Annotated in this window: 9 protein-coding genes and 1 pseudogene; 4 read left to right on the top strand and 6 right to left on the bottom strand. The window is 71.8% G+C overall.

The window, feature by feature from the left end; all coding sequences use genetic code 11:
• Positions 1-39: 39 nt before the first annotated feature.
• A complete protein-coding gene (locus ABD932_RS38770; RefSeq protein ID WP_345020487.1) occupies positions 40-1,038 on the top strand; it encodes an LLM class flavin-dependent oxidoreductase in 999 nt (332 codons plus the stop codon).
• A gap of 25 nt (positions 1,039-1,063) precedes the next feature.
• Here the strand turns inward: ABD932_RS38770 and ABD932_RS38775 are convergent, their stop codons facing one another.
• Positions 1,064-2,380, bottom strand: coding sequence for a phytase (locus tag ABD932_RS38775; protein WP_345020489.1), 1,317 nt, complete (start codon positions 2,378-2,380; stop codon positions 1,064-1,066).
• Between the two features lie 170 nt (positions 2,381-2,550).
• Here ABD932_RS38775 and ABD932_RS38780 point away from each other — a divergent pair, with 170 nt between their 5' ends.
• On the top strand, positions 2,551-4,887 hold the full coding sequence (locus ABD932_RS38780) for an ATP-binding cassette domain-containing protein (protein ID WP_345020490.1): 2,337 nt from the start codon (positions 2,551-2,553) through the stop codon (positions 4,885-4,887).
• A gap of 154 nt (positions 4,888-5,041) precedes the next feature.
• Positions 5,042-5,779 carry a hypothetical protein gene (locus tag ABD932_RS38785; protein ID WP_345020492.1) on the top strand — a complete coding sequence of 246 codons (738 nt, stop codon included), beginning with the start codon at positions 5,042-5,044 and terminating at the stop codon, positions 5,777-5,779.
• A gap of 249 nt (positions 5,780-6,028) precedes the next feature.
• Here ABD932_RS38785 and ABD932_RS38790 read toward each other — a convergent pair.
• The 5 genes and pseudogenes from ABD932_RS38790 to ABD932_RS38810 form a co-directional block, all read right to left on the bottom strand.
• A pseudogene (locus tag ABD932_RS38790) lies at positions 6,029-6,649 on the bottom strand (lysophospholipid acyltransferase family protein); the annotation flags it as partial.
• Between the two features lie 14 nt (positions 6,650-6,663).
• A complete protein-coding gene (locus ABD932_RS38795) occupies positions 6,664-7,434 on the bottom strand; it encodes a GNAT family N-acetyltransferase (protein WP_345020493.1) in 771 nt (256 codons plus the stop codon).
• Positions 7,435-7,737: 303 nt separating this feature from the next.
• Positions 7,738-8,484, bottom strand: coding sequence for a succinate dehydrogenase/fumarate reductase iron-sulfur subunit (locus ABD932_RS38800; protein ID WP_345020494.1), 747 nt, complete (start codon positions 8,482-8,484; stop codon positions 7,738-7,740).
• On the bottom strand, positions 8,481-10,427 hold the full coding sequence (locus ABD932_RS38805) for a fumarate reductase/succinate dehydrogenase flavoprotein subunit (protein WP_345020496.1): 1,947 nt from the start codon (positions 10,425-10,427) through the stop codon (positions 8,481-8,483). Before ABD932_RS38805 ends, ABD932_RS38800 begins: the two co-directional genes overlap by 4 nt.
• Positions 10,428-10,429: 2 nt before the next feature.
• Entirely contained in the window at positions 10,430-11,101 is a 672-nt protein-coding gene (locus ABD932_RS38810) for a succinate dehydrogenase (protein WP_345020498.1), read from the bottom strand.
• A 120-nt stretch (positions 11,102-11,221) separates the two neighbouring features.
• Between ABD932_RS38810 and ABD932_RS38815 the strand changes: the two genes are divergently transcribed.
• Positions 11,222-12,106, top strand: a complete 885-nt coding sequence (locus tag ABD932_RS38815) for a LysR family transcriptional regulator (RefSeq protein ID WP_345020500.1) — start codon at positions 11,222-11,224, stop codon at positions 12,104-12,106.
• Positions 12,107-12,131: the final 25 nt, after the last annotated feature.

Raw genomic sequence — 12,131 nt, forward strand, 5'->3', positions numbered from 1 at the left:
GTCGAGGAATCCTGCGGGCGCCGCGGTGTTGAACCCTGCATGAGCTCCGTCATCGCCCAGACCCGCTTCTCCGTCCTGGACCGCTCCCGCACCCGCGAGGGCCACTCGAACGCGGAGGCGCTGCGCGACACCGTACGGCTGGCGCGGGAGATCGAGGCGCTCGGCTACCACCGCCTCTGGGTCTCGGAGCACCACGGCGTACCCGGAGTCGCCGGTTCCGCCCCGACCGTGCTGGCCGCCGCCGTAGCGTCAGCGACCCGCACGATCCGCGTCGGGACCGGCGGGGTGATGCTGCCCAACCACCAACCGCTGGTCGTGGCCGAGCAGTTCGGGGTGCTGGAGTCCCTCTTCCCCGGCCGTATCGACATGGGGATCGGGCGCTCCGTCGGCTTCACGGACGGCGTGCGCAAGGCGCTCGGCCGGGACAAGGGGGACGCGCAGGACTTCGCGGCGCAGATCCAGGAGCTGCTCGGCTGGTTCCGGGGCACGTCGACGACGGGGGTGCACGCGCGGCCCGCCGAGGGCCTGACGGTGCCGCCGTTCGTGCTGGCCATGGGCGAGGGCGCGGACATCGCGGCCCGGGCGGGGCTGCCGATGGTCATCGGTGACCTCAGGAACCGGGAGAAGATGCAGCGCGGGATCGACCACTATCGCGAGCACTTCCGGCCCTCGCCCTGGGCGAGTGAGCCGTACGTCATGATCTCCGGCACGATCGCGGTGGCCGCCACGCCCGACCAGGCCCGGCGGCTGCTCGTGCCGGAAGCCTGGTCGATGGCCTACTCGCGCACGCACGGCACCTTCCCGCCGCTGCCGCCCGCCGAGCGCGTGGAGTCGCTCACGATGACCGACAAGGAGCGCGGCTTCTACGAGGGCGGCCTCACCGGACACATCGCGGGCACGGACGAGCAGGTCGCGCACGAGCTGGAGACCGTGCTGAAGGAGACGGGGGCGCAGGAGGTGCTGGTCACGACCAGTACGTACGACCGTGCGGCCCTGCTGGACTCCTACCGCAGGCTCGCCCGGATCATCGACGCGTGATCCGGGCGAGCGGCCGGACGGCGGGTCAGTCCGTGTCGCGCGGGTCGAACGACTTGGTGTCGATCGTCAGCGGCTTCGGGAACGCGCCGGCCACCGACTCCCAGCCCGTGAACTTGAAGTTGGTGCCCTCGCGGTCCCCGTCGGCGGGCGCGGCCTCGCCGTCGTGGGTGACCAGCAGCCCCTTGGGGAAGGACCGGCCCAGCGGGACGTTGACCACGGCCGTGCCGTCGGAGTGCTGCACCCCGTCGGTGGCGGCGCTGTCGGTGACGGCGAAGGAACCGAGGTAGGCGCCTCGGCCCTGGCGCTCGTACACGGCGAAGGTGTTGTCGCCCTGGCTGGAGGCGAGCAGATAGCCCTTGCCGTCGGCGGCGTGGTAGATCGCGGCGCCCTCGGCGTCGGCGCTCAGGTGCTCACCGCCGAAGCCGGGGTCGTGGGCGGTGTCGAGGACGCACTCCTCTTCCTCCGTGTCATACGTCCACGGAGTGCCGTACTCCCGCACCCGGTCGAACAGCCGGGGCCGGCCGAACTCCTCGTCGTCGAGGTCCACCCGCCACAGCCCGACGTCCTCCTGGGCCGCGTACAGGACGTGCTCCTCCTGGTCGACGACCATGCCCTCGACCTGCGCGTGGTCACCGGGGTCGGCGCACGGAGTCCAGCTGCTGTTGTTCGGCAGGGTGAAGGAGCCGGGCAGGTCGAGGGTGTCCTCGGTCCGGTAGCCGACACGGCCGTTCCGGTCCTGAAGCTGCAGGAGCCGTACGCGGGTCTCCGAGCGGCGCGAGACCACCGCGTACGCGTTGTCGTCGTCGCTGAAGGCGGCCAGGCCGTAGGCGGTGCGCTGGTCGTCGACCTCCGACTCGCTCGCGGAGAAGACCGGCGCGGCGTCGGACGCCGTCACGTCCTTCAGCGGGGGCCGGCCCGCCGCCACGGCGGCCGGGTCGATCGCGTAGGCCCGGACCCGGTCCCGGCCGCGGTCGCTGACCAGGGCCAAGTCGGTCTTCCTGCCGCCCAGTTCGAAGCCGTAGACGACGTCGACGTTGTTGAAGCGGCCCGGCGCGGCCTCCTCTCCCGGCGCGGCGGGCGCGGCTATGTGCTGGAGCCGCTTGCCGTCGAGGCCGTAGACGTCGAGGCCGGCCTCCTTGAGGGTCGCGATCACCAGGCTGCGGCCCGGGTCGCGCGGATCGACCCAGACGGCGGGGTCGTCGGCGTCGGCGTTGCCGCCCGCCTCGTCGTCGTACACGGCGGGCGTCTCCACGCGGGCGGAGACGGAGACCGGCTGCGGGGCGGAGGCGCCCGTGACCATCAGCAACGCGGCGGTGAGAGTGCTCAGAGCGGAAGCGCTCACGCATACTCCTCGGTAGGAAGAGAGACTGGCGAGACGCTATGGGCGAGCGGTGTGGGTGAACCGACGTCGTCGTGAACATCAGGTGGCTCCTACGGCCCGCGCGTCCCGTTCGCATAGAATCGCGGGGTTTGCCCACCACCCCGACGCGTACCTCCCGGAGCTCCTACCCCATGCACTCCCCGCACGACCCGTACGTCCGCGTCCGCGGCGCCCGCGAGCACAACCTCCAGGGCGTGGACGTCGACATCCCGCGCGACGTGCTCACCGTGTTCACGGGGGTGTCCGGGTCCGGGAAGTCGTCGCTCGCCTTCGGCACGATCTACGCCGAGGCGCAGCGCCGCTACTTCGAGTCGGTCGCGCCGTACGCGCGCAGGCTGATCCACCAGGTCGGCGCGCCGAAGGTCGGCGAGATCACCGGGCTCCCGCCCGCCGTGTCCCTCCAGCAGCGGCGCTCGGCGCCGACGTCCCGCTCCTCCGTCGGCACGGTCACCAACCTCTCCAACTCCCTGCGGATGCTGTACTCCCGCGCCGGCGACTACCCGCCCGGCGCCGAGCGGCTCGACTCGGACGCCTTCTCGCCGAACACGGCGGCCGGGGCCTGCCCGGAGTGCCACGGGCTCGGCCAGGTGCACCGTACGAGCGAGGAGTTGCTGGTCCCCGATCCCGCGCTGTCGATCCGGGAGGGCGCGATCGCGGCGTGGCCCGGAGCCTGGCAGGGCAAGAACCTGCGGGACATCCTCGACGCGCTCGGGTACGACGTCGACCGGCCCTGGCGTGACCTGCCGGCCGAGGAGCGGGAGTGGATCCTGTTCACCGATGAGCAGCCGGTCGTCACCGTCCACCCGGTGCGCGACGCCGCCCGCATCCAACGGCCGTACCAGGGCACGTACATGAGCGCCCATCGGTACGTCATGAAGACCTTCTCCGACTCCAAGAGCCCGACGCTGAGGGCCAAGGCGGAGCGGTTCCTCGCCTCCGCGCCCTGCCCGGCGTGCGGCGGCAGCAGGCTGCGCCCCGAGTCGCTGGCGGTGACCTTCGCCGGCCGGACGATCGCCGAGCTGGCCGCGCTGCCGCTCACGGAGCTGGCGGGCATGCTGGACGGCGAAGCCTCGTCGGAGACGGCCCGGGTGCTCACCGAGGACCTCCGGTCCCGTATCGCGCCCGTCGTCGAGCTCGGCCTCGGCTATCTCAGCCTCGACCGGGCCACCCCCACGCTCTCGGCGGGCGAACTGCAGCGCCTGCGGCTCGCGACCCAGCTCAGGTCCGGTCTGTTCGGTGTCGTGTACGTCCTCGACGAGCCGTCCGCGGGGCTGCACCCGGCGGACACCGAGGCGCTGCTGACGGTGCTGGCGCGGCTGAAGGCGGCCGGGAACACGGTCTTCGTCGTCGAGCACCATCTCGACGTCATGCGCGGCGCCGACTGGCTGGTGGACGTGGGACCGCGTGCGGGCGAGCACGGCGGGCGGGTGCTGCACAGCGGGCCGGTGGCGGAACTGGCCGCCGTCGCGGACTCGGCGACGGCCCGCTTCCTGTTCGACGACACGCCTGCCGTCGTACGACAAGTACGCGCCGCGCACGCCCAGTTGAAGGTCGGCCCGGTCACCCGCCACAACCTGCGCGGGGTCACCGCCGAGTTTCCCCTCGGCGTGTTCACCGCCGTCACCGGGGTCTCGGGGTCGGGCAAGTCCACGCTCATCGGCGAGATCACCGAGGAGCTGACGGGAGTGGGGCGCCTGGTCTCGGTCGACCAGAAACCGATCGGCCGCACCCCGCGCTCCAATCTCGCCACCTACACCGGCCTCTTCGACGTCGTGCGCAAGGTGTTCGCGGCCACCGACGAGGCGCGGGCGTGTGGTTACGGCGTCGGGCGGTTCTCCTTCAACGTCGCGGGCGGGCGGTGCGAGACCTGCCAGGGCGAGGGGTTCGTCAGCGTCGAGCTGCTGTTCCTGCCGAGCACGTACGCGCCGTGCCCGGACTGCGGCGGGGCGCGCTACAACCCTCAGACGCTGCGCGTGGCCCACCGGGGGCGGAACATCGCGCAGGTGCTGGACCTCACGGTGGAGGCGGCGGCGGAGTTCTTCGCGGACACTCCCTCCGTGGCCCGCAGTCTCGGCACGCTGCTCGACGTGGGCCTCGGCTATCTGCGGCTCGGGCAGCCCGCCACCGAGCTGTCCGGCGGTGAGGCCCAGCGCATCAAGCTGGCGAGCGAGTTGCAGCGCGCCCGTCGCGGCCACACGCTCTACCTCCTCGACGAGCCGACGACCGGACTCCACCCGGCCGACGTCGAGGTGCTGATGCGCCAACTGCACGGGCTCGTCGACGCCGGGCACACGGTCATCGTCGTCGAGCACGACATGTCCGTCGTCGCGGGCGCGGACTGGGTGATCGACCTGGGGCCGGGCGGCGGTGACGCGGGCGGGCGGATCGTGGCGGCGGGTCCTCCGGTGGAGGTGGCTCGGGCGGAGGGGAGCGCCACGGCGCGGTATCTGGCCCGCGCCCTGCCGTAACGGCCCTTGGAAGCAAGGCACTTGAGGGTCGTAGACTGATCCCGTGCGTTGATCCTCCGCGCGGCGGCGCGTGCCGTCGCGGCCATGTGGGCGCCCGGATCCTCCGTGGCCGCCCCGGCACGCCTACCCGTCGCCGACCCACCGGAGATCACGCATGACCGCGCAGCAGTCCCTCACCTACGACGCGTTCGTCGAGCTCGCCACGGCCGACCCCGCCGTCGTCGGCCTCGTCCTCAAGGGCTCGCGTGCCCACGACGGCATGGCCACCGAGCACTCCGACCACGACCTGTACGTCATCCTCGCGGACGGCGCGACGACGGATCTTCGTCGCTTCGCCGGTCACCGCTCATCGCGGCTCGATCTGGTGATCGTCTCCCTCGCCGAGTTCCGGGCCGCCGGAATGCCGGGGCACGAGCGCTACGCCCTCGCCCGGGCGCGGATCGTCCTGGACCGGCCGGGCGGAGGGATCGCGGAGATCCTCGCCGCCAAGGCGCGGCTCGGCGACGACGAGGCGTTCCGGGTCGCGGACGGATGGCTGGACGCGTACGCCAACTCCGTTTACCGCTCGGTGAAGAACGACCGTGACGGCGAGCCGCTCGCCGCCCGGCTCGACGCCACCGACAGCATGGGCCACCTCCTGGAGCTGCTCTTCGCCCTGGACCGGCGCCCTCGCCCGTACAACAAGTACCTACGCTGGGAGCTTGCCCGCCACCCGCTCCCCGGCTGGGACGGCGACGCCCTGCTGGGAGCCGTGGACCGCGTCTCCGCGAGCGGCGACGTGGCGGTCCAGCGGCGGCTGTTCGCCCGCGTGGAGGCCGCGGCCCGCCGGCAGGGTCACGGGGCGGTGCTGGACGCCTGGGGCGAGGATCTCCGGCTGATGCGCCCCCAGTAGGACGGACACCTCGGCCGCCCGGGCCAGGGAGCGGCGGTCGGGGCGGCTGTCCGGGGCGATCGGCTCGCACACCTCGGCCTCGGCGACCAGTTCGCGTGACCTCGTCACCCGCCACACCGAGGTGAGCAGCGAGTCGTCGCCGACGAAGGCGGCCGCCGTGCCGGGGGCGCCTGCGGCCGTGCGGTAGCGCAGACGCACCGGCTGCACGGGCACGTCCGCGTCGAGGGCGGCCTGGAACGCGGCCCGGCGGAAGCGGCCCTGGGCGCGTCCGCACCAGGTGCTGCCCTCGGGGAAGACGGCGACCGCCTCGCCGGCCCGCAGCGCCCCGGCGATCCGGGACACGGTGTCGGGCAGTGCGCGGATGCGGTCCCGGTCGATGAACAGGGCACCGCTGCGGGCGGTCAGCCGGCCCGCCACCGGCCAGTTGCGGATCTCCGACTTGGCGAGCATCCGGGCCGGGCGCACGGCGGCGAGCAGCGGGATGTCCAGCCAGGAGACATGGTTGGCGACGAGCAGCAGCCCGCCCTCGGGCGGGGCGGCGCCCTCGATCCTCACCCGGACGCCCGCGGCCCGCACCACCCAGCGGCTCCAGCGTCGTATCAGTCCCGCGGGTATCAGCCCGCCGAGCAACGTGGCGAGGACTCCGGCGACCAGCAGGAGCAGGACCGCCACGAGCCGCAGGGCGGCCAGGGGGACGGCTCTGGCCGGTCCCGTCACGTCCACGCACGTCCGTGGGGTGCAGGGTGCGCTGGGTCGCCAGAGCGACGCCACCTCGACGGCGTGGGCACGCGCCGGCGGTGCGCCGACCGGACCGGCGGTGGGAGCGGTCGCCGTGGGGACACCCACGGCACCGAGGGAGGAGGTGCTCATGGCCGCCCCGTCCGTCACGCCGGGACGAGGGAGAGGAAGTGCCGCAGATAGCGCGCGTTGATCCGGCGCATCGACAGCAGCACGTACATGTCGGCGACGCCGAACTCCGGGTCGTGCGCGGGCTCTCCGCACACCCAGGCACCGAGGCGGACGTAGCCGCGCAGCAGGGCGGGCAGCTCGACGCGTGTGGCGGGGACGGGGGCGGTCGGCTGCCAGGCGCGCAGCGGCCGTACCCGGTACTCCTCCGGGGCCAGGTGCTTGGCCTGCACCCGGTCCCAGGTCGCGGCCGCTAGCGTGCCGCCGTCGGCGAGCGGGATGGAGCAGCAGCCGGCCAGCCACTCGTGGCCGTGGTCGACCATGTAGCGGGCGATGCCGGCCCAGATGAGGCTGATGACGGCGCCGTCGCGGTGGTCGGGGTGGACGCAGGAGCGGCCGACCTCGACCAGGTTCGGGCGCAGCGAGTCGATGCGGGTGAGGTCGAACTCGCCCTCCGAGTACAGTCGGCCCGCGACCGCGGCCCGCTCCGGCGGGAGCAGCCGGTAGGTGCCGACGACCTGGCCGGAGACCTCCTCGCGGACGAGCAGGTGGTCGCAGTACGCGTCGAAGGCGTCGATGTCGTGACCCGGCTGCGGGGTGGTCAGCAGGGCTCCCATCTCGCCGGCGAAGACGTCGTGCCGCAGTCGCTGGGCGGCACGCACGTCCTCCTCGTTGCGGGCGAGGCCGACGGTGTAGCGGGTGGGTGCCGTGGGCTGCGGGGGACGGTCGACGGTCAGTACGCCGGTCATGGCTTACTCCTGGTCACGGGCCGGGGACGGCGAGCGGCGGGAAGTTGCGAGCGGTGCGTGGTGCCGCCCCTGTTCTTCCTATGCCGGTTGGCGTACGCGTGACCTGTGTCAGGAGAGCGGATGTGCGGATGTTGAACGGCGTGAACTCGTACTGGTCGTCCACATTCCGGTGCCCGACCGGTCAGCCGAGCGGTCCGGTGCTGTTCACCTGACGAGCGCCGAAACGCGAGACGGGGCCGGGGAGCACCACTCCCGGCCCCGTCCGTCCGCGCTGGTCGGCGAACGTCTGTTGTGCGGCTCGAACTACCGCTTCACCTTCCGAGTGGCCCGCAGCCACTCCTTGTTCATGCTGGTGATGGACATGAGCGGAATGCCCTTGGGGCATGCGGTGGCGCACTCCCCGGTGAGCGTGCACCCGCCGAAGCCCTCCTCGTCCATCTGCGCGACCATGTCCAGGACCCGCGTCTCGCGCTCGGGCGCCCCCTGCGGCAGCACGTTCAGGTGGTTGATCTTGGCGGAAGTGAACAGCATCGCCGCCCCGTTGGGACAGGCCGCCACGCACGCGCCGCAGCCGATGCACTCGGCGTGCTCGAAGGCGAAGTCGGCGTCCGGCTTCGGCACCGGCGTGGCATGCGCCTCGGGAGCCGCCCCCGTCGGCGCGGTGATGTACCCACCTGCCTGGATGATCCGGTCGAAGGCCGCCCGGTCCACGACCAGGTCCTTGATCACCGGGAACGCCGACGCCCGCCACGGCTCGATGTCGATCGTGTCGCCGTCCTCGAAGGACCGCATGTGCAACTGGCAGGTGGTCGTCCGCTCGGGCCCGTGGGCGTCGCCGTTGATCACGAGCGAGCACGCGCCGCAGATGCCCTCACGGCAGTCGTGGTCGAAGGCGACCGGGTCCTCGCCCTTGAGGATGAGCTCCTCGTTGAGGGTGTCGAGCATCTCCAGGAAGGACATGTCGGAGGAGATCCCGTCCACCTCGTACGTGGACATGGCGCCTTCGGCGTCGGCGTTCTTCTGCCGCCAGACGCGCAGGGTGAGCTTCATGCGTAGCTCCGCTGGGTGGGGTGGACGTACTCGAAGACCAGGTCTTCCTTGTGCAGGGTCGGAGCCTCGCCGGTGGCGGTGAACTCCCAGGCGGCCGCGTACGCGAACTCGTCGTCCTTGCGGGCCGCTTCACCGTCCGGCGTCTGCGACTCCTCGCGGAAGTGGCCGCCGCAGGACTCGTCGCGGTGCAGCGCGTCGAGGCACATGAGCTCGGCGAGCTCCAGGTAGTCGACGACGCGGTTGGCCTTCTCCAGGGACTGGTTGAACTCCTCGCCGGTGCCCGGGACCTTGATCCGCCGCCAGAACTCCGCGCGGATCTGCGGGATGCGCTCCAGGGCCTTGCGCAGCCCGGCGTCGGTGCGGGCCATGCCGCAGAACTCCCACATCAGCTCGCCGACCTCGCGGTGGAAGGAGTCCGGCGTTCGGTCGCCGTCCACGGCCAGCAGCAGGTTGAGCCGGTCCTGGGTCTCCGCCAGCACCTCCTGGACGACCGGGTGCTCGTCGGTGACCCGCTCGTGGTGCGGGTTGCGGGCGAGGTAGTCGTTGATGGTGGCCGGCAGCACGAAGTAGCCGTCGGCCAGGCCCTGCATCAGGGCCGAGGCACCGAGCCGGTTCGCCCCGTGGTCGGAGAAGTTGGCCTCGCCGATCGCGAACAGACCGGGGATGGTGGTCTGCAGGTCGTAGTCGACCCACAGGCCGCCCATCGTGTAGTGCACCGCCGGGTAGATCCGCATCGGCACCTCGTACGGATCCTCGTCGGTGATCCGCTGGTACATGTCGAAGAGGTTGCCGTACTTGGCCTCGACGGCCCCCCGGCCCATCCGCTTGATGGCGTCGGCGAAGTCCAGGTACACGCCCTGTCCGCCGGGGCCCACTCCCCTGCCCTCGTCGCAGACGTTCTTCGCGGCGCGGGAGGCGATGTCACGGGGCACGAGGTTGCCGAAGGACGGGTAGATGCGCTCCAGGTAGTAGTCGCGCTCGTCCTCGGGGATCTTGTTCGCCGGGCGATCGTCGCCCTTGGCCTTCGGCACCCAGATCCGGCCGTCGTTGCGCAGCGACTCACTCATCAGCGTCAGCTTGGACTGGTGGTCGCCGGTGCGCGGGATGCAGGTGGGGTGGATCTGCGTGAAGCAGGGGTTGGCGAAGTAGGCGCCGCGCCGGTGGGCCCGCCAGACGGCGGTGGCGTTGGAGTTCATGGCGTTCGTCGACAGGTAGAAGACGTTGCCGTAGCCGCCGCTGGCGAGTACGACGGCGTCCGCGAAGTACGTGTCGATCCGGCCGGTGATCAGGTCTCGGGCCACGATGCCGCGTGCCCGTCCGTCGACGACGATCAGGTCGAGCATCTCGGTACGCGGATGCATCTCGATGTTGCCCGCGGCGATCTGCCTGCTGAGGGCCTGATACGCGCCGAGCAGCAGCTGCTGGCCCGTCTGGCCGCGGGCGTAGAAGGTCCGCGACACCTGTACGCCACCGAAGGAGCGGGTGTCGAGCAGCCCGCCGTACTCACGGGCGAAGGGGACGCCCTGCGCCACGCACTGGTCGATGATCTCGACGGAGATCTGCGCGAGCCGGTGCACGTTGGACTCCCGTGCCCGGAAGTCGCCGCCCTTGACCGTGTCGTAGAACAGCCGGTGGATGGAGTCGCCGTCGTTGCGGTAGTTCTTCGCGGCGTTGATGCCGCCCTGCGCGGCGATCGAGTGGGCGCGGCGCGGGGAGTCCTGGTAGCAGAACTGGACGACGTGGTAGCCCTGTTCGGCGAGGGTGGCGCCCGCGGAGCCGCCGGCCAGTCCCGTGCCCACCACGATCACCGTGTGCTTGCGCCGGTTGGCGGGGTTGACCAGCTTGGCCTCGAAGCGGCGCTTGTCCCAGCGCTCGGCCACGGGGCCGGAGGGGGCCTTGGGGTCGACGACCGGTTCGCCGGTCGCGTAGTCGGTGTAGGTCATCTTCAGCTCACCACTCCGGTCATGACGCCCACGGGTACGGCGATGAAGCCGGCCGTGAGCAGCAGCGCGAGGACGTTGGCGCAGGTCTTCAGGGCGCGGTCGCGGGTGCGGCTGCCGGCGCCGAGGGTCTGGGCGGCGCTCCAGAAGCCGTGCCGGATGTGCAGGCCGAGCGCGAGCATCGCGACGATGTAGATGACGTTGCCGTACCAGGTGGAGAAGGTGTCCACGACGTTCTGGTACGGCCGGCCCTCCTGGAAGCCGCCGGAGTGCACGGTGCCGGTCGTCAGGTCGAGGATGTGCCAGACGATGAACAGGCCGAGGATGATCCCGCCCCAGCGCATGGTGCGCGTGGCGTAGGAGGCCCGCGGCTTCTTGTGCACGTACTTGCTGGGACGCGCCTTGATGTCGCGGCGGCTGAGCTGGTACGCCGAGGTGGCGTGGGCGACGACGGCGGCGACCAGTACGACGCGGACGAGCCAGAGCGTCCACTCGTAGTGCATGAACGGCTCGCCGACGGTGCGCAGCCAGTGCGCGTAGTGGTTGAACTCGCCCGCCCCGAAGAAGATCTTCAGGTTTCCGATCATGTGGACGACCAGGTACAGCAGCATGATCAGCCCGCTGACCGCCATCACGGTCTTCTTGCCGACGGTGGAGTCCCACACCGTGCGTGCCATGGACGGCCGTCGATCCGTCCGCGTTGCCAGAGCCATGGGACATGACGCTAGGGCCGAACGGCCCCATCGGTCCAAGACATGGTCCGGCTCGTTTCGATAGCCGGACCCTATGATGACTGGATGCAGTTCCAGCAGCTCCAGTACTTCGTGGCGGTCGCCGAGACCCGGCACTTCACCCGGGCCGCCGACCTGGTACATGTCGCGCAGCCCTCGCTGTCGCAGCAGATCAAGGCGCTGGAGCGGGAGTTGGGCGCGGACCTGTTCCTGCGGGCACGCGGCAACATCACGCTGACGGACGCCGGGGAGGCCCTGCTCCCGCTGGCCCGGCGCATCCTGGCCGACGCGGACACCGCGCGGCACGAGGTGCAGGAGCTGGTGCAGCTGCGCCGGGGCCGGGTCCGGCTGGGCGCGACGCCGAGCCTGTGCACGGGCCTGCTCCCGGATGTGCTGCGCGCCTTCCACGACCGCTATCCCGGCATCCAGCTGCTGATCGAGGAGGGCGGCTCGCACGACCTGGTGCGCGAGCTGGCGCGCGGCGCCCTCGATCTGGCCCTGGTCGTCCTGCCGCTACCGACCCCCTCCCCCGCCCTGACCACGGTGGAGCTGCTGCGCGAGGACCTGGTGGTCGTCTCCTCCCCGGAGGCGCCCCGGCCGGGCAACGGCCGGCGCACCGTGCGCGTCGCCGACCTGGAGGGCGAACGCCTGGTGATGTTCCGGCACGGCTACGACCTGCGCGAACTGACCGTCGCCGCGTGCCGCGCCGAGGGCTTCGAGCCGGACTTCGCGGTGGAGGGCGGGGAGATGGACGCGGTGCTGGGGTTCGTGCGGGCGGGGCTGGGCGTGGCCGTCGTACCGCGCATGGTGGCGGCGCGATCGGGTCGGGGGCTGCGGGTGACCCCGCTGGCCCGGCCCGGGCTGCACCGGACGATCGCGCTGGCCCACCGCAGCGACGTGGCTCCGCCGCGGGCCGCCCGGGAGTTGCAGCGGATGCTGCTGGAGCGCTGAGCGTCGGTCTACGGCGGGCGCGGTG

The organism is Streptomyces shaanxiensis, assembly GCF_039537145.1.
Classification (GTDB): domain Bacteria; phylum Actinomycetota; class Actinomycetes; order Streptomycetales; family Streptomycetaceae; genus Streptomyces; species Streptomyces shaanxiensis.

Bases quoted from the DNA above. Each gene is read 5' to 3' on its own strand.
- ABD932_RS38770 (WP_345020487.1), top strand. From the start codon at position 40: ATGAGCTCCGTCATCGCCCAGACCCGCTTCTCCGTCCTGGACCGCTCC.
- ABD932_RS38780 (WP_345020490.1), top strand. From the start codon at position 2,551: ATGCACTCCCCGCACGACCCGTACGTCCGCGTCCGCGGCGCCCGCGAG.
- ABD932_RS38785 (WP_345020492.1), top strand. From the start codon at position 5,042: ATGACCGCGCAGCAGTCCCTCACCTACGACGCGTTCGTCGAGCTCGCC.
- ABD932_RS38795 (WP_345020493.1), bottom strand. From the start codon at position 7,434: ATGACCGGCGTACTGACCGTCGACCGTCCCCCGCAGCCCACGGCACCC.
- ABD932_RS38800 (WP_345020494.1), bottom strand. From the start codon at position 8,484: ATGAAGCTCACCCTGCGCGTCTGGCGGCAGAAGAACGCCGACGCCGAA.
- ABD932_RS38805 (WP_345020496.1), bottom strand. From the start codon at position 10,427: ATGACCTACACCGACTACGCGACCGGCGAACCGGTCGTCGACCCCAAG.
- ABD932_RS38810 (WP_345020498.1), bottom strand. From the start codon at position 11,101: ATGGCACGCACGGTGTGGGACTCCACCGTCGGCAAGAAGACCGTGATG.
- ABD932_RS38815 (WP_345020500.1), top strand. From the start codon at position 11,222: ATGCAGTTCCAGCAGCTCCAGTACTTCGTGGCGGTCGCCGAGACCCGG.